The organism is Sphaerimonospora thailandensis (assembly GCF_016863115.1).
In the GTDB taxonomy this organism is placed as follows: domain Bacteria; phylum Actinomycetota; class Actinomycetes; order Streptosporangiales; family Streptosporangiaceae; genus Sphaerimonospora; species Sphaerimonospora cavernae.
Genome location: NZ_BOOG01000009.1, coordinates 39,724 through 57,363, shown reverse-complemented (window position 1 = coordinate 57,363; position 17,640 = coordinate 39,724). Strand labels below are relative to the sequence as shown.

15 protein-coding genes are annotated in these 17,640 nt (G+C 71.0%); 7 read left to right on the top strand and 8 right to left on the bottom strand.

Annotated features, from left to right (window positions below):
• The first annotated feature begins 30 nt into the window (after positions 1-30).
• The 6 genes from miaA (at position 31) to Mth01_RS04560 (ending at position 7,933) form a co-directional block, all read left to right on the top strand.
• Complete coding sequence (gene miaA / locus Mth01_RS04585; RefSeq protein WP_204011738.1) at positions 31-999, top strand: tRNA (adenosine(37)-N6)-dimethylallyltransferase MiaA; 969 nt, start codon at positions 31-33, stop codon at positions 997-999.
• Position 1,000: 1 nt separating this feature from the next.
• Complete coding sequence (gene dapF / locus Mth01_RS04580) at positions 1,001-1,870, top strand: diaminopimelate epimerase (RefSeq protein WP_204011735.1); 870 nt, start codon at positions 1,001-1,003, stop codon at positions 1,868-1,870.
• A gap of 91 nt (positions 1,871-1,961) precedes the next feature.
• Positions 1,962-3,341, top strand: coding sequence for a carbohydrate-binding protein (locus tag Mth01_RS30090; RefSeq protein ID WP_275408886.1), 1,380 nt, complete (start codon positions 1,962-1,964; stop codon positions 3,339-3,341).
• A 239-nt stretch (positions 3,342-3,580) separates the two neighbouring features.
• On the top strand, positions 3,581-5,863 hold the full coding sequence (locus Mth01_RS04570) for a tetratricopeptide repeat protein (RefSeq protein ID WP_204011733.1): 2,283 nt from the start codon (positions 3,581-3,583) through the stop codon (positions 5,861-5,863).
• Between the two features lie 254 nt (positions 5,864-6,117).
• A complete protein-coding gene (locus Mth01_RS04565; RefSeq protein WP_308440768.1) occupies positions 6,118-7,035 on the top strand; it encodes an ABC transporter substrate-binding protein in 918 nt (305 codons plus the stop codon).
• Between the two features lie 121 nt (positions 7,036-7,156).
• Positions 7,157-7,933: an HNH endonuclease family protein gene (locus Mth01_RS04560; protein WP_239089353.1), complete on the top strand. Its 777-nt coding sequence runs from the start codon at positions 7,157-7,159 to the stop codon at positions 7,931-7,933.
• Positions 7,934-7,979: 46 nt separating this feature from the next.
• Here the strand turns inward: Mth01_RS04560 and Mth01_RS04555 are convergent, their stop codons facing one another.
• The 8 genes from Mth01_RS04555 to aceB form a co-directional block, all read right to left on the bottom strand.
• Positions 7,980-9,140 (bottom strand): CU044_5270 family protein, encoded by a 1,161-nt coding sequence (locus Mth01_RS04555; protein WP_204011727.1) that lies wholly within the window; start codon positions 9,138-9,140, stop codon positions 7,980-7,982.
• Positions 9,137-9,760, bottom strand: a complete 624-nt coding sequence (locus Mth01_RS04550; protein WP_239089352.1) for an RNA polymerase sigma factor — start codon at positions 9,758-9,760, stop codon at positions 9,137-9,139. The genes Mth01_RS04555 and Mth01_RS04550 overlap by 4 nt, the downstream gene beginning before the upstream one ends.
• A 143-nt stretch (positions 9,761-9,903) precedes the next feature.
• Entirely contained in the window at positions 9,904-10,116 is a 213-nt protein-coding gene (locus tag Mth01_RS04545; RefSeq protein WP_204011724.1) for a DUF2277 domain-containing protein, read from the bottom strand.
• A gap of 55 nt (positions 10,117-10,171) precedes the next feature.
• The gene (locus Mth01_RS04540) at positions 10,172-10,936 is read right to left on the bottom strand and encodes an IclR family transcriptional regulator (RefSeq protein WP_204011880.1); all 765 of its coding nucleotides are present in this window, start codon (positions 10,934-10,936) and stop codon (positions 10,172-10,174) included.
• A 2-nt stretch (positions 10,937-10,938) separates the two neighbouring features.
• On the bottom strand, positions 10,939-12,249 hold the full coding sequence (locus tag Mth01_RS04535; protein WP_204011721.1) for a (Fe-S)-binding protein: 1,311 nt from the start codon (positions 12,247-12,249) through the stop codon (positions 10,939-10,941).
• Positions 12,250-12,318: 69 nt separating this feature from the next.
• A complete protein-coding gene (locus tag Mth01_RS04530) occupies positions 12,319-13,659 on the bottom strand; it encodes an FAD-binding oxidoreductase (protein ID WP_204011719.1) in 1,341 nt (446 codons plus the stop codon).
• Entirely contained in the window at positions 13,659-15,110 is a 1,452-nt protein-coding gene (locus Mth01_RS04525) for an FAD-linked oxidase C-terminal domain-containing protein (protein WP_204011717.1), read from the bottom strand. Before Mth01_RS04525 ends, Mth01_RS04530 begins: the two co-directional genes overlap by 1 nt.
• A gap of 33 nt (positions 15,111-15,143) precedes the next feature.
• A complete protein-coding gene (aceB, locus tag Mth01_RS04520; RefSeq protein ID WP_204011715.1) occupies positions 15,144-16,730 on the bottom strand; it encodes a malate synthase A in 1,587 nt (528 codons plus the stop codon).
• A gap of 186 nt (positions 16,731-16,916) precedes the next feature.
• Between aceB and Mth01_RS04515 the strand changes: the two genes are divergently transcribed.
• Complete coding sequence (locus Mth01_RS04515; RefSeq protein WP_204011713.1) at positions 16,917-17,606, top strand: DUF4097 family beta strand repeat-containing protein; 690 nt, start codon at positions 16,917-16,919, stop codon at positions 17,604-17,606.
• Positions 17,607-17,640 lie beyond the last annotated feature (34 nt).

The following is a 17,640-nucleotide window of genomic DNA, read 5'->3' as shown; positions in this document are numbered from 1 at the left end:
GGTGTGGGCCGGCAACCAGGAGAGCAACCAGTGATCGCGGTCGTGGGCGCCACGGCGGCAGGAAAGTCCGATCTGGCCGTCGAGTTGGCGCTCCGGCTGGACGGCGAGGTCATCAACACCGACTCGATGCAGCTCTATCGGGGCATGGACATCGGCACGGCCAAGCTGTCCCACGCCGAGCGGCGGGGCGTGCCGCATCACCTCCTCGACATCTGGCCGGTGACTCAGGCCGCCAGCGTCGCCGAATATCAGCGGCTGGCCCGGCCGCTGGTCGAGGACCTGCTCGCGCGGGGGCGGACGCCGATCCTGGCCGGCGGGTCGGGGCTCTACGTCCGGGCCGTCCTCGACGATCTGGAGTTCCCCGGCACCGACCCGGAGTCGCGCGCCCGGCTGGAGCGGGAGCTCGCCGAGGTCGGCCCGGCCGTGCTGTACGACCGGCTCAAGAGTCGGGACCCGGTGGCGGCCGAGACGATCCTGCCGAGCAACGGCCGCCGGATCGTCCGGGCCCTCGAGGTGATCGAGCTGACCGGCCGGCCCTTCTCCGCCACGATGCCGTCGTACGACTCGGTGTACGAGAGCGTGCAGATCGGGGTCGAGGTGCCCCGGCCGGTGCTCGACGAGCGGATCGAGCTGAGGGTCGCCCGCATGTGGGAGGCCGGGCTGGTGGACGAGGTCCGCGGTCTGCTGGAGCAGGGCCTGGCCGAGGGACGGACGGCGAGCCGGGCGCTCGGCTATGCCCAGGTCCTGCGCTTCCTGTCCGGGGAGTGGACCGAGGAGCAGGCCCGCGAGGAGACCGTGCGGGCGACCCGCAGGTTCGCCCGCCGCCAGGAGTCCTGGTTCCGCCGGGATCCCCGGGTCGTGTGGCTGCCGTTCGACCCGGGCGCCGGCTCGGCGGCCTTCGCCGACCTCGTGGACCGGGCGCTGGAGCGGACCGGGCGCTGGGGCGGACCGGGCACTGGGGCGGACACGCCGAATCCGGAACGCTCTAGACTTCTGTGACATGCGCTTCGTCAAGGGACACGGCACCGAGAATGACTTCGTCATCCTGCCGGACCCGGACGCCCGGCTGGAGTTGACCCCGGCGAAGGTCGCCGCGCTGTGCGACCGCCGCGCCGGGATCGGCGCCGACGGCGTGCTGCGGGTCGTGCGTACCGAGCGCTGTGCCGAGGTCGCCGATCTGGCCGGGGCGGCCGAGTGGTTCATGGACTACCGCAACGCCGACGGCGGGATCGCCGAGATGTGCGGCAACGGCGTGCGCGTGTTCGCCCGCTACCTCGTCGACGCGGGACTGGCCGCGGCCGGGGAGTTCGGCATCGCCACCCGGGGTGGGATCAAGCGCGTACGGCTCGGCGGGACCGGGGACGTCACCGTCGACATGGGCCGGCCCCGGATCCTGGGCGAGAGCCGTACGACCGTCGCCGGGCGGACGTACGACGGCCTCAACGTGAACATGGGCAACCCGCACCTGGCCTGCCTGATCGACGACCCTGTCGCCGGCCTCGACCTCGGCCGGGAGCCGGAGTTCGACCGGGAGGTCTACCCCCATGGCGTCAACGTCGAACTGATCAACGTGGTAGGTGATCACGCTGTCGCCATGCGGGTGCACGAGCGGGGCTCGGGGGAGACCCGGTCGTGCGGTACCGGGGCGGTCGCCACCGCGGTGGCCGCCGCCCGCGCAGCCGGGGAGCCGACCGGCGCCTGGCAGGTCCGCGTGCTGGGCGGCTCGGTCACCGTCACCCTCGACGCGGACACGAGCTACCTGTCGGGCCCCGCCGTACTCGTCGCGTCCGGGGTCATCGAGCCGGGACTCCTCGAATCAGGATCCGCTCATGGAAACCCCGCGGTCCCCGCATTTTCGGCCACGCCATAACGCCGCGATAGGGGATAAACGGTAGATACCTAAAAGAACTGGTCGCAGCTACCTTGAGGGGCATCCCCCAGCTCTCTCAAGGAGACACTGCATGTTCCGGAGGAACTCCCTCATCGTGGCCGGTGCCCTGGTGGCCGCCGGACTCACGATTCCGATCGGCGCGGCTGTTGCCGAACCCGGCCCGACCGCGCAGGAGCAGGCGGCAGCCCAGGCCCCCGCGGGCGACCCCCCGGCCGGCCTGGTCCAGGCGATGCAGCGTGACCTCGGCCTCAACGCCGACCAGGCCAGGACTCGGCTGGCCAACGAGGATCGCGCCACCCGTTCCGAGGCCAGGCTGCGCGGCAGGCTCGGCAACCGGTTCGCCGGCTCCTGGCTCGCCGGCCCGGACGCCAAGCTCGTGGTCGCCACCACCGACTCGGCCGCGAAGTCCGACATCGCGGCGGAGGGTGCGGAGGCCAAGGTGGTCAGGCACCCGTACGCCAAGCTCGTCTCGGCCAAGAACGCCCTCGACCGGGCCGCGAGCAAGGCTCCCAAGACGGCGCCCGTCTGGTACGTCGACGTGCAGAACAACAGCGTCGTCGTGCTGTCCTCCGAGCCGGCGGCGGCCGAGAAGTTCGTCGCGGCCAGCGGCCTCGACAGCTCGATCGTCCGCGTCGAGAAGTCCAGCGAGCAGCCGCAGACCTACTACGACCTGCGCGGCGGCGACGCCTACTACATCGGCAGCGGCAGCCGCTGCTCGATCGGCTTCCCGGTGACCCGGGGCACCACGCAGGGCTTCGTGACCGCTGGTCACTGCGGCAACACCGGCGCCTCCACCAGCGGCTCCAACCGGGTCGCCCAGGGCACCTTCCAGGGCTCGTCGTTCCCCGGCAACGACTACGCGTGGGTCGCGGCGAACAGCAGCTGGACCGCCCAGCCGTACGTGAACCAGAACGGCGGCAACCTGACCGTCCGCGGCTCGACCCAGGCGCTCGTCGGCGCCTCGATCTGCCGGTCGGGCTCGACCACCGGCTGGCACTGCGGCACCGTCCAGCAGCACAACACCAGCGTCACCTACTCCCAGGGCACCGTCAGCGGCGTGACCCGCACCAGCGTGTGCGCCGAGCCCGGCGACTCGGGCGGCTCGTTCATCTCCGGTGACCAGGCACAGGGCGTGACCTCCGGCGGCAGTGGCAACTGCAGCAGCGGCGGCACCACCTACTACCAGCCGGTCAACGAGATCCTCTCGGTCTACGGCCTCACGCTGAAGACCCCGGGCAGCAACCCCGGCCCGACGGCGGGCCCGACGACCGGCCCGACGACCGGCCCGACGACCCCGCCCAACCCCGGCGGCACCTGGAAGACGTACACCTCGTACACCGCGGGATCCACGGTGACCTACGGCGGCGCCACCTACCGGTGCCTCCAGTCGCACACCTCCCTGCCGGGCTGGGAGCCGCCGAACGTGCCCGCGCTCTGGCAGCGGATCTGATCCCCTCGCCTGTCGTTAGCTGATTTTCCGCAGCGACCGCGGCGCCGCACCTCGCATGGTGCGGCGCCGCGGCTGTTACATGTCCGTGTATATGACCGTGTATATGACCGTGCTGTTCACGACCGTGCTGTTCACACGGCACAGGTGAGGATCGGAGGCAGGCTTTGGCACCCTGGGCTGTTCGGGACGCGCCGTGGGCTGTTTTGGACATGGTCGGCGACCTGGCAGACTGACTGCTCATGGACGTCGACATCTGGGCTTGGGTCGGTGGCACCCAGCGTGAACTGCACGAGACCGGCAACATGGGGCTGGCCATGGCGCTGAGCGACATCCCGGCGCAGGCGCTGGAGGGCCGGTATGCCCAGCTGGACGTCATGGCACCGGCCATCGCCCAGCACGCCGAGACCCTGGAACAGCCCTGGCTGGAACTGTTCGCCCGCTACTGGCACATGATCGGCAGGGTTGGCGACCGGGCCAACGGGGCGGTCGCACTCGACGACGCGGCGGCCCTGGTGGAGTTCGCCGGCCGTGCCGACGTCCGTGACTGCCCGTCCGCCTCCGCCGCCGTCGAGGTGCTCGCGATCACCCAGGCGAACACCGACGGCCCGGGCCTGGCGGGTGAGCGGATGGCCGCGCTCAATGCCGCGCTCAGCGGAGTCGGGCCCGAGTCGCCCGCGTTCTCCGGTCTGATCACTCAGTACGTCGCCGCGCTGCTCGACGCAGGGAAGGCGGCCGAGGCCGTCGCCTATGCCGAGACCGCCGTCAACCGGCTGCGCGAGTCCGGCAGCGAGGCGAGCTGGGAACTGGCCGCCGCCTCGGCCCGCGCGCTGCTGGCCGCCGGCCGGACGCAGGACGCGCTGGAGAGGCTGGAGGCCGCCACCGGCTTCAAGCCGGACGACCCCGTCGCGAAGGACCGCCGTGAGAACCTGCTCAAGTCGCTGATCCTGGCCACCGAAGACCGCACCGAGGAGGCGGTGGAGGCGCTGCCGGACCTCGACGTCATCGGGGAGCACCCCCGCGAGTGGGTGGAGTGGGCACACGCGGTCAGCCTGCTCGCGTCGAGCGGTTCCATCACCAACTCCTGGCAGCTCGGCCGCATCCTCCGGCAGTGGATCACCTACTTCGAGACGATGGGCGGGCACCGCGCACGCTTCGAGCTGGCGCTCACGGCCGGTCGGCTCGCCGTGGCCCGGCAGGGCGTCTGGCAGGCCCGGCTGCTCGCCGACTACGCGGAGTCCGTGCTGGCCGACCTCAGCGGCGCCGAGGGCCTCGCCGAGCGGGTCGCCGAGTTGCGTGCGACGGCTGACGCCGCGGCCGAGTCGCCGCTGCCCGGCCCCCAGGACGAGCTGGTCGCCTACTTCGACGCCGCCGACGGCCGTACCGCCGACCCCGAGCGGTGGGTCGGGTGGCTGTGGTCGCTGTCCGGCACCGATCTGGAGGCGACCCGCCGTCACACCACGACGCTCGGGTTCCTCGGGTACGCGCCCATCGGCGCCGACATCTACTGGAAGATGATCGCGGAGGACGGGGACCCGGTCGCCGCCTCGGACGAGGACATCGCCTACCTCACCGGTCTGCTGATCGAGGCCGGACAGGACGAGCGTGTCGAGCGGCTCGCCGCCCGCCTGCCGGAGACCGGGTCGCACCTGACCCTGGCCCGGCTCTACCGCGCCCGCGAGCGCTGGGAGGAGACCGCCGCCGAGGGCGAGCGGGCCGTCGCCGCCGATCCGACGGTCGAGGCGCGCCGACTGTGGTCCGGTGCGGCCCAGCAACTGGGCGACAACGCCAAGGCCGCCGAGATCCTCCGGCCGCTGCTGGAGTCAGGCGAGGGCGAGGAAGAGGACACCTGGCGGATCATCGTCCTGTCCACCGCCATCGAGGACTGGCCGACCGTCCGAGCCGGCGCCGCCAAGCTGGGCATGCCGATCCAGTCGGCGGAGGGCCCGATCGAGGAGGAGTGGCACCTGGTCCGGGCCATCCTGCCGGCTCCCGACGGCAGCCAGCGTGAGGTGCTCGCGGTGCGGACCGGCCCGGCCACGGCCAGGCTGGCCATCCCGCAGCCGCGCGGCATGGAGTACAACGCGGGTGATGTGATCGTCATCGATCCCCGTCCGCTGGAGCCGATCCCGGAGAACGAGCAGGAGCGTGAGAGCTTCGTCATCCCGTTCGCCGGGGTGACCATGCTGCGGCCGGGCGGTTACACGAGTTGGTTCTTCGACGGAGCCGCACCCTCTGAGGAGGAGTGGGCGGAGTTCAACGAGGTGCTGGCCGAGCGGGGCTGGCCCATGTGGGTCTACAGTGACGAGAACTACACGGTCACCCATCCCGCGACCGGTGAGCGGCTGTCCGGCGTGTTCGGCTGGGTGGCGATCCCGCCCACGGTGCGGCCGGCCGAGCTCGACGCGGTGCTCGACGACGTCACCGAGCAGTGGTCCCACCCGCTGGCCTGGCTTGACCTGGCGCGTGAGGTCGGGATCGAGGCGGAGCGGCACGAGCGCATCTCCAAGGAGTACGGCCTGTAAGGCCTGTCTCATAGCCACCACCGCGGCCGGCGGGCAGGACGTGCGCGGCATACCGGCCGCGGTCTCGTCGGCGCGACCGATACGGCCTTTCCGGTTGTGCGATACTCTGCCCGATGCTTTACGCGCGAAAATTCCGCGCAGGCTCGGAGTTTCCGCGGGGCCCGAGGTGCGCGTCGCGCCCCCCGCAACGCGTGCCCGCCGGCCGTTCAAGATCGGGTGAGGTCTATATGAAGAGGGTCCGTCTCCTTGCCGGTTTGCTGACGATCGCGATGGTCACCGCGTGCGGTGGGAGCGACTCAGCGGAGCGCTCCGCGCCCAAGGGCGCCGACGGAACCGTACGGATCGCGATCAACCCGTGGGTTGGATACGAGGCCAGCGCAGCCGTCGTGGCCTACCTGCTGAAACATGAGCTCGGCTACAAGGTCGAGTTGAAGAAGAGCGGCGAGGCGGACTCCTGGAAGGGCTTCGAGGACGGCACCGTGGACGTCGTGATCGAGAACTGGGCCCATCCCGAGTTGAAGAAGACGTACATCGAGGACTCCAAGCTCGCGATCAGCGCGGGACAGAACGGCAACAAGGGGGTCATCGGGTGGTACGTCCCCGAGTGGATGGTGCAGCGATACCCGGACATCACGGACTATCGGAACCTGTCGAAGTACAAGGACCTGTTCAAGACGGACAAGAGTGGCGATCTGGGTCAATATTTGGCCGGTGACCGGTCCTACGTGACCAACGACGAGGCGCTCGTCAAGAACCTCGGCCTGCCGTTCAAGGTGGTCTACTCCGGCAGTGAGGACGCGCTGATCAAGGCGGCGCAGGAGGCCACCGAGAAGAAGAAGCCGCTGCTCATGTACTTCTACGAGCCGCAGTGGCTGTTCAACCAGCTCAAACTCGTCAAGATCAACCTTCCTCCGTACGCCATCGGGTGCGACAAGGATCCGAAGCAGGTCGCCTGCGACTACCCGCCGTACCTGCTCGACAAGATTGTCAGCACGACGTTCGCCCAGTCGGGCGGCAGGGCGTACGAGCTGGTCAAGAACTTCTCGTGGACGAACGACGACCAGAACTCGGTCGCGTACGACATCGCGGTGAACAAGATGTCCCCCGAGGCCGCCGCGCAGAAGTGGGTCGAGGCCAACAAGATCGTCTGGCAGGAGTGGATCCCGGCCTGATCGGTTTGATGCGGCGGTGTTTCCGGGCGGCCGCATCCGACACGTTCGGTAAACGCCTAATTTGCCCTTTCTTTGGGCACTGTTATACCTAAGTGTGCGATTTCATTACTTAGGGGTGGCAGTGGGCGGGCGTGGAACCAGGGCTGTCGCCGTCGTCTCGGTGGCGGCCGCCGTACTGACCGGGGCACTTGCCGGATGCGGGCCGATGGACGACATCGGCCTCGGGCAGAGCGGCGCCGCCGACGGCGGGGCCGGGAAGGGCGCGGCGCTCGGGGTCAGCCCCCTCAAGAACCCCGACGGCACCGGTCCCGGCCTCGCGCCGATCACCACGACCGGTGACCGCGCCGAGGCGCGCAAGCTGATCGACAAGGTGCGGACCAAGGGCCGCGGACCGAAGACCGGCTACTCCCGGGACAAGTTCGGGTACGCCTGGGCGGACAGCGTCGACGACGTCCCCTGGGGACGCAACGGCTGCGACACCCGCAACGACATGCTGAAACGGGATGGGCGGAAGATCGAATATCGCCAGGGCTCGAACTGTGTGGTCATTTCGATGACCATCTATGACCCGTACACCGGCAAGACCCTCGACTGGACCAAGCAGCACGCGGCGAAGGTCCAGATCGACCACCTGGTGCCGCTGTCCTACAGCTGGCAGATGGGCTCCTCCCGGTGGAGCGAGAGCAAGCGCAAGCAGATCGCCAACGACCCGCTCAACCTGCTCCCGGTCGACGGCTCCACCAACGCGTCCAAGGGCGACGCCGGTCCGGCGACCTGGCTGCCGCCGCAACGAAGCATCCGCTGCTCCTACGCCGTGCGCTTCGCCCAGGTCTCCCTCAAGTACGACCTCCCGGTCACCACAGCCGACAAGGCCGCCATGCTGGAGCAGTGCGCCTGAGTCCGCGTCCCCGGGGCAGGGTCACCCTGCCCCGGGAGGGCGAGGGTCAGCCGCCGTTCATGCATCTCGACGCGGGGTCGTCCACCTCGGGCGCGCTGTCGGCGACGGTCACCTCGAGTTGAGCCGTCGACGCGACCAGGCTGCCCACCGGCGACTTGGCCTTCTTCGCGTCCACCACGACGCCGCGCTCGCCGAGCAGTTCGTACGTCTCCGGGTCGAAGATGATGTCCTCCCGCACGCCGAACGACACCCGGCCGACGCCAATGCCCCTGCGACCGGCGGCGTCCTGTGCGTCCTCTGTGACGGTCACGCCGGGGATGGTGGCGGCCGCCTCGAACAGCGCGGCACGCTGGGCGGCCGGCATGTAGGTCTCCCGGAGAAGGTCGCCCGCCGCCGCCCAGGCCCCCGTGTCCGGCGGGTTGTCGCCGTGCTCGCGTGAGTACAGGTAGTCGCGCATCCCCTTGGCGTCGGTCGGCAGCTTCTTCAGCGAGGTGTAGGCGGTGTCCCGCGGCGCGCCGTCACATACCGGCAGGGAGGCCCACCAGGTGCCCTTCTCCCGATTGGCCTCCTCGGGGATCGGCCAGCCGGGGTAGGCGCGGGGCGTCAGGTTCTCGACCTTCAGCGAGCCGTCCCTGGTGCCGTCGGCGGACAGCCAGATTGTCCGCTTCGTCCGGTAGAGGTAGCGGGTCTCCGGGATGACCTCACCGGTGTCGACGTTGGTCTCCCCGCCGCCGAAGGCCCCGTACATCGTCTGCGAGCTGACCTTGATGAACTGGTCGCCCCGCGGGTTGAGATCGGTCGCCGCGCGGGCGGCCCGCCCCAGCACCTCCTCGGCCGACACCTTGGCGATTTTCGGCAGTGCCACGACGACTTCCGGCCCCTGCCCCGGATCACTGCCTCCGTGAGTTGACGGGACCCGATCCGACGGCGTCTGAGCCGAGGGTGCCTGGGCTACCGAGACCGGGTCGGCGGGGACCCCATGCGGCACCACGGTCATGACGGCGACGGCCGCCGCCGAGGTCAGCGCGACCCCGCCGATCGCCATGCCATACGGCCGCCGGGAGACGGTGCGCAGCAGGTCGCGGGCGAACCCGTGCCCGCCGGGGCCGTCCCCGGTCAGCCGCCGGCGCGCGGCCGCCCTGGCCGGCAGGGAGTAGGGCGGCGCGTCGGGCCGCTCGCGGGCGATCATCTTGATCTCGTCGTTCACGGGGTGCCCTCCTCAGGGAGATTGAGATGACGGCGGAGCTTGGCCCTGATCCGGTGGAGCCGCGATCGGACGGTGCCGATGGGGATGTCGAGTGCCTCGGCGGCCTCCTCATAGGTGAGGTCCGCCCACGCGATGAGCAGGAGAAGCTCCCGCTCGGCGGCAGAGAGCCGGGAGAGCGCGACGGCGAGGGCGGGTCGCATCGCGGCGGCACTCGCCCGCTCGGTGGTGCGCTCCTCCTCGTACGGCTCTCCGCCGCGGTTCGCCACCCGGGCGAACGCCTTCAGCCTGCGCATCTCCGACCTGCGGTGGCCGGAGATGAGCCTGCTCGCGATGCCGTACAACCAGGGCCTGGCGTCCGGCCGGGCCGGGTCGTACCGGTGCCGCTTGCGGAACGCGAGCAGGAACGTCTCGGCGGTCACATCGTCGGCGTGCTCTGGCCCGAGGCGCCGCCCGACGTAGGCGTGGATCTCGTCGGCGTGCCGGTCGAACACGGCCGCGAACTCGTCGGACCTGCTCAGCGAGGCGCTGATCAGCTCCGCGTCGGACGGCTCGGCCTGCGGAGCGGCGTGAACCGGCCACGGCGACACAGGCCGGGGGATGTCGGTGGCCGCGGTTCTCACCACCCGTTGTGTCCGTTCATCGGGGAATCCTTCCGTAAGGCGCGTTCGCGCCCTTCATCCCCTACTCCGCCGCGCCCCCGGGCCCGGTTCCCTCTTCCCGCGGAATTTCTCCGTACGGCCGGGTTTCTCCGTTCGGCGGGGGCTCAGCGGGCGCCGCGCACCTGAAGGGAGGCCAGCAGCGCCGCGCTGGCCGCTGTGATCGCCTGGACCGCCTGGTCGAACGCCTCCGCGTTGTGCTGGGCGGGCGCGCGGAAGCCGGAGATCTTCCGCACGTACTGCAGGGCCGCCGCGCGGATGTCCTCCTCGGAAACCTGCTCGGTGAACGGCGGGCGCAATGTCTTGATGCTTCGGCACATGCGCCCATCCTCCCCGGTTTCCCGGCCACGGGGGAGGAACCGCCACGCACCGCGGTCACCGTCCCCGGTCACCGTCCCCCGCCGAGCCGCCCCCGCCGCCGAACAGGGCCGCGCCGAAGTCGTCGGCGGCCTTGCGCAGCATGGCGGCCAGTTCCTCGCGCTCGATCGCGTCGATCCGCTCGGCCGGGCCCGACACGGACAGCGCCGCGAACGTCCGGCCGCCGTCGTGCACCGGCACGGCCATGCAGTGCACGCCGTTCTCCTCCTCGCCCAGGTCCAGCGCGTACCCCCGGGCCCGCACCCGGTCGAGCTCCCCCAGCAGCTCACCGGCCGTGGTGATGGTCCGGTCCGTACGGCGCGGCAGTCCGGTGCGGCCGAGCACGGCGGCGGCGTCGGGCCGCTCGGCCAGCATCACCTTGCCGACGGCCGTGCTGTGCGGCAGCACCCGCCGGCCCACCTCGGCGAACATCCGCAGCTTGCGCGGCGATGGCACCTGGGCGACGTAGACGACGAAGTCGCCCTCCAGCACGGCGAGGTTCGCGGTCTCGCCGGACAACTCCACCAGCTTCGCCAGGTACGGCTCGGCCCACACGGCGAGCATCCGCTCCGCCGCGCCGCCGATGCGCACCAGCGCGCCGCCGAGGGCGTACCGCCGATCGGACTCCTGCCGGACGTACCCTCGGGCCAGCAGCGTGCGCAGCAGCCGGTGGATCGTCCCGTACGGCAGGCCGGTGCGAGCGGCGATCTCCGACAGGCCGGCCTGACCGCCGTGCTCGGCCAGCGCCTCCAGCACGTCGAGCGCCCGGTCGACGCTCTGCACGCTCACGTTGCCCCTCCCCGCATGCGCGGCGTCTCCGGTGCGCGGCCGCGCAGCGTCTCCGGAGCGCGCCCGCGTAGGGAGGCGTCGAGCACCTCGGCGGTGTGCGCGACCCGGATCTCGCCGCCTCCCGAGCGCCGGACGGCGGCCGCGATCTGCAACGTGCAGCCGGGGTTGGCCGACACGAGCAGGTCGGCCCCGGTGGCGAGCACCCGTTCGGCCTTCCGGTCGCCCAGCTCGCGGGCCGCCTCGGGCTGGAACAGGTTGTACGTCCCGGCCGATCCGCAGCAGATCGCCGACTCCGCGATCTCCCGCAGCTCCAGCCCCGGAATCGCGCCCAGCAGCTCGCGCGGCTGGGCCCGTACGCCCTGGGCGTGGGCGAGGTGGCAGGCGTCGTGGTAGGCCACGGACATCGGCAGCGGGTGACGCGGCGCGACCGGCCCCAGCTCGACCAGGAACTCCGCCAGGTCGCGGATCCGCAGCGCCCGCGCCCGCTCCGGCCAGCCCTCAGCTCGCAGGGCGGGATCGCCCGCCAGCACCTCGGCGTACTCCTTCATGCTCGACCCGCACCCGGCCGCGTTGACCACGACAGTGTCGACGGCTTCGAAGGCGGCGATCGTGCGTTTCGCGAACCGTCGCGCTTCGGCCTCCCGGCCCGAGTGGACCGACAGCGCGCCGCAGCAGCCCTGTCCGGGCGGGATCACGACGTCGCAGCCCTCCAGCGCCAGCACCCGCGCGGTCGCGGCGTTGACCTGCGGGAAGAACTCACCCTGCACGCAGCCGGTGAGCAGGCCGACCCGGGCCCGGCGCCGCCCGCACGCCCGCACGATCGGCGGCAGCCGCGGCACGTGCCGGGGCAGCGGGGGAGCGAGCTCGGCCATGGCGCCGAGGGACGGGTGCACGCGTTCGAGGAACGGCCGCAGCCGTTCGCTCAGGCGGAACCGTTCGCCCAGCCGCATGGGCAGGCGTAGCGCCCGGAGCCTGCGACGGTGGGGGAACAACGCGAAGACCAGGGCCCTGACGGCGCGGTCCTCCGGGGTTCGCACGTGCTCCCGCTCGACGGTCGTCCTCGTCTGCTCGATCAGCCGGTCGTACTGAACGCCGGAGGGGCAGGCGGTGACGCAGGCCATGCAGCCGAGGCAGGCGTCGAAGTGCCCGGCCATCTCGTCGGTCAGCGGGGTGCCCCCGACATGCTGGCCCATGAGGTGGATGCGCCCACGCGGGGAGTCCATCTCCTCGCCCCAAAGGACGTAGGTCGGGCAGGTGGGCAGGCAGAACCCGCAGTGCACGCAATCCTTGATCAGCTCGGGGTCCATCGAGCCGGCGCGGACGGATCTCCTGATCCAGTCATGATCCGCGCTCCCTCCTTCCGGGAGTGATGACGGTCATCGGATGCCTCCGGCGAACCGGCCGGGGGACATCCGGTGGCCGGGGTCGAAACGTTCCTTCACCCGCAGCATCAGTTCGCGCCGGAGCAGCTCGCGCCGGGTCGACTCCTGTCCCCAGGGATCCGAGGCGGCCGCCGGGGGTACGGCTTCGGGGGACGTGAGCATGACGACGCGGCCGTCCACGCCGCCGTCCCGGGCGACCTCGATCCGGGAGCGGAGCATGGTGACGAACTCGGCGGCCCGTTCCCCGTCAACGGCCCGTTCCCCGTCAACGGCGACGTGCAGCACGCCGGCGGCGATCGAGCCGCGTACCGCCGCTTCGGTCCCCGTCCGCCGCGCGGCCGCCGCGATGTCGGGGACGACGCCGGGAAGCCGGGACGGCGCCGCCCTGATCTCCAGCAGGAGACCGCCGCCGGGATGTCCCATCGGCCCGCTCCGGCCGGCAGATGGCAGCCGCCCCCACCACGGCGGCGGCTCGTCACCGACCCGGGCGCCCGCTCCCATCAGGTCGCGTACGGCGAGGGCGCGCTCGGCGGCGGCCGCGCCCTCGACCAGCACGGCCAGGCTCGGCGCGCCCCTCTCCGGCCCGGGCCAGTCGAGTTCGATCGCGGCAGGCTCCTGCGTCGAGGCGGCGACGGCCGCCACCAGCCCGCCCAGGCGGTCCGGCGACCCCTGGGCGTCGAGGTCGAGCGTCACCCAGGCGCGGGTGGCGGGCAGTGGTTGCAGGCGGAACGTGGCGTCCGCGATGACGCCGAGTGTTCCGTACGAGCCGGTGAACAGCTTGCCCAGGTCGTAGCCCGCGACGTTCTTGACGACCTTGCCGCCCGCTCGGGCGATCGTGCCGTCCGACAGGACGACGGTGATCCCGATGAGCAGGTCGCGGGCGGTGCCGTACCGGAACCGGCGCGGGCCGGCGATCGCGGTGGCCAGCAGGCCGCCGACCGTGGTGCCCGGCACCGGCACGTCGAGGGCGAGCTCCTGGCCCTTCGCGGCGAGCGCCTCCGCCAGCGCCTCCATCGCCACCCCGGCCTGGACGCGGACGACCAGGTCGCCGGTGGCGTGTTCGATCACCTGATCCAGTCGCTCGGTGCCGACGACGACGTCGCAGCGGGCCGGAAGGCCGCCCCAGAGCCGCTTGGTTCCGCCGCCCAGCGGGACGACGGCCAGGTCGTGCGCCGCGCTCGCGCGCATGACGGCGGCCATCTCATCGACGCTCCCGGGCAGGGCGACCCACCGGGGTCGCGCGCCGGGGAAGGCGTCGTCGGCGCCGGCCGCGCGGACACGCACTCCGCTCAGCCCGGGAAGGCCGGGAAGACCGGGAAGACCGGGGGCGGTCATCAGAACTGCTCCGCGAGGCCGGACTCCACCAGCGGGTGGACGCCCCGGCGCACCCCGGGGACCTCTCCGCACAGCCGGGGAGTGGGGAAGATCTTTCCGGGGTTGGACAGGTTTCTCGGGTCGAAGGCGCACCGCACGAGCTGCATGGTGTCGAGATCGTCCTCGCTGAACATTCGCGGCATGAATTTGGCCTTGTCCACACCTACACCATGCTCGCCCGTGATCGAGCCGCCGTGCTCGACGCACAGGTCGAGGATGCGTCCGCTGACGTCCTCGGCGCGCTCGCCCTCACCGGGCACGGCGTCGTCGAAGAGCACGAGCGGGTGCAGGTTGCCGTCGCCCGCGTGGAAGACGTTGGCGACCCGGATGCCGAACTCCTCCTGCAGCCGGTCGATCCCGGCGAGCACCCCGGGCAGGGACGTCCTCGGCACCACCCCGTCCTGCACGATGTAGGCCGGGCTGATCCGGCCGACGGCGGCGAAGGCCGACTTGCGGCCCTTCCAGATCGCGGCGCGCTCCTCGGCCGACGCCGCGACCCGGATCTCGAAGGCGCCGCTGTCCCGGCAGATCCGCTCCACCGCCGCGAACTGGTGCGTCACCTCGGCGCCCGGTCCGTCGAGCTCGACGATGAGCACGGCTCCCGCCCCGGCCGGATAGCGGCAGTCGACGGCGGCCTCCGCCGCTTCGATCGCGAGTGCGTCCATCATCTCGATCGCGGCCGGGACGACGCCCGCCGAGATGACCGCGGACACGGCCCGGCCGCCGCCCTCGATGTCGGCGAAGGCGGCCAGCAGGGTCGTCACGGCCTCGGGCGTCCGCGACAGCCGTACGGTGATCTCGGTGGTGATCCCGAGCGTGCCCTCCGAGCCGATGAACGTGCCGAGCAGGTCGAAACCCGGGTCCTGCTCCGACAACGTGACGATCTCCCCATCCGGGGTGACGATCTCGACCGCGATGACGTGGTTGACGGTGAAGCCGTACTTCAGGCAGTGGGCGCCGCCCGAGTTCTCCGCCACGTTGCCGCCGATCGAGCAGATCTGCTGGCTGGAGGGGTCGGGGGCGTAGTAGTAGCCCTGGTCGCGGACCGCCTCGGTGATGGCCAGGTTCGTCACCCCGGGCTCGGCCACCACGCGGCGGTTCGGAATGTCGATCTCGAGGATCCGCCGCATGCGCGAGGTGACGATCAGCACGCCGTCGGTCCTGGGCAGCGCGCCGCCCGACAGGCCGGTCCCCGAGCCCCGGGCCACGAACGGCACGCCGTGCTCGTCGCACAGCTTCACGACCGCGGCGACCTGCTCGGCCGACTCCGGGAGCACGACGACCCCCGGAGTTGCCCGATGGTAGGTGAGCCCGTCGCACTCGTAGGTCCGCAGGCGTACCGGATCGGTGATCAGCGCGTCCGCCGGGAACAGCTCGCCCAGGCGCGCCGCCAGCCGATCGACTGTGGACATCGGTCACCTCCTCGTGACGTCGGCGCGTGCGATCTACGGCATGCGCGCGTACGCGGGCAGCGTGAGGAACTCGGCGAAGTCGTCGTCGAGTGCGACCTCCTTGAACAGGGCGGTCGCCTGGGCGTAGAGCTTCTCGTCGTATCCGGGTTCGGTGGCGATCTCCGCCAGTTCCTCCTCGATGATCTGCTCCACGAGTTCCCGGGTCACGACCGCGCCGGTGTCCGCGAGCTCGATGTCGTTGTGCATCCACTGCCACACCTGGGAGCGGCAGATCTCGGCGGTGGCCGCGTCCTCCATCAGGTTGTGGATCGCCACCGCGCCGAGGCCGCCCATCCAGGCCGCCAGGTAGCGCAGCGCGACGTCCACGTTGGCCCGCAGCCCGGCCTCGGTGATCTGGCCCGGCGTCTTCGACACCGCGAGCAGGTCCTCGGCGGTGACCCGGACGTCCTCGCGGAGCCGGTCGAGCTGGTTGGGCCGGGCGCCGAGCACGCCGTCGAACACCTCGCGGCAGATCGGCACCAGGTCGGGGTGGGCCACCCAGGACCCGTCGAAGCCGTCGCCCGATTCGCGGGTCTTGTCGGCCCGCACCTTCTCCAGGGCGACCTTGTTCACCTCAGGGTCGCGCCGGGACGGGATGAAGGCGGCCATGCCGCCGATCGCGTGCGCGCCCCGCTTGTGGCAGGTGCGCACCAGCAGCTCGGTGTAGGCCCGCATGAACGGCGCGGTCATCGTCACCGCGTTGCGCTCCGGCAGCAGGAACTCCCGGCCCCGGGTACGGAACTTCTTGATGACGCTGAACAGGTAGTCCCAGCGGCCGGCGTTGAGCCCGGCGGAGTGCTCACGCAGCTCGTACAGGATCTCCTCCATCTCGAACGCGGCGGGGTAGGTCTCGATGAGCACGGTGGCCCGGATCGTCCCCCGAGGCAGGTCGAGCAGCTCCTGGGCCCGGTTGAACACGTCGTTCCAGAGGCGCGCCTCCAGGTGCGACTCCATCTTGGGCAGATAGAAGTACGGCCCCCGGCCCTTGCTGAGCTGCCGTCGGGCGCAGTGGAAGAAGTAGAGCCCGAAGTCGAGCAGCGAGCCCGAGATCTCGGCGCCGTCCACCAGGAGGTGCTTGTCCCGCAGGTGCCAGCCGCGGGGACGGACGACCACCGTGGCGAGGTCCTTGTCCGGCTTCAGTGCGTAGTCCTTGCCTCCGGAGGAGAAGTCGATCGTGCGGTCGAGGGCGTCGCGAAGGTTGAGCTGCCCGTTGACCGTGTTCTCCCAGGTCGGCGTGTTGGCGTCCTCGAAGTCGGCCAGCCAGACCTTCGCCCCCGAGTTGAGCGCGTTGATCGTCATCTTGCGGTCGACCGGCCCGGTGATCTCCACGCGGCGGTCCGCCAGCCCGGGTGCCGCCGGCGCGACCTGCCACTCGGACTCCCGGACGTGCTTCGTCTCGGGAAGGAAGTCGAGCGTGTCGCCTGCCGAGAGCCGGGCCTGCCGTTCCTGGCGCGCGTCGAGGAGCCGGCGACGGGTCTCGTCGAACTCCCGGTGCAGGGCGGCCACGAAGTCGAGCGCTTCGGGAGTCAGGATCTCGTCGAACCGGTCGAGCATGGGACCCGTGATCTGAATGCCGTCCATCGAGGTCCTTTCCACAATGCGAAAACAAAATTCTAGATGATGGAATCGACGCTACCCCACCGCTCATCCGAGGGACAACGCGGGGGCGACACGGGGGCTGGGCAGGGCACCTCAAGGGGTCGTTCAGGGGCTGTTTGAGGGTCTTCCCTGATGGGCGAGGTTGTCCCGGGCCGAAGAATGATGGCCATGAGACAGAAGACGACGATCGTCGCCGCCGCGGCAGCAGTACTGGGCCTGAGTCTGGCCCTCACCGGATGCCGGGTGGGATTCGGCCCGCAGGAGCAGGCCACACAGTCCTACGACGTGACCGACAAGGTCGCCGCTCTTGAGATCCGCACGGGGTCGGGTGAGGTCGTCGTCGGTGAGACGGATCGCCAGGGTGTCCACGTCACCGAGACCCTGCGCTGGAACGGTGAGCGGCCGAGCGACGGGCACCGCGTGGACGGCGACACGCTCAAACTGGTGTACAGCTGCGTGAACTGCGTTCATTCGGTCGACTATCGGGTCGACATCCCCCGCGGCCTGGCCGTACGGATCGACACCGGATCCGGTGAGATCACGCTGCGCGACCTGACCGGCCGGGTGACCGCCTCGACCGGCTCCGGCGAGATCGACGCGAGAGGGCTGGCCGGCGACCAGGTGTCGGCGAACACCGGGTCCGGTGATGTCAAGCTCAGGTTCGGCAAGGCGCCCCAGCGGGTGACCGTCCAGACCGGCTCCGGCGACGGCCAGGTCTGGGTGCCGGACGGCACCTACAACGTGACCACCCAGACCGGTTCGGGCGAGCAGAAGGTGGAGGTCGCCCAGGACCCGTCGGCGCCGCACACGATCGTCGTGAAGACCGGATCGGGCGACGCCGTCGTCCACAAGCAATGAGCGCCTGGCCGAGCTGGATATGGGGATGCGTGAT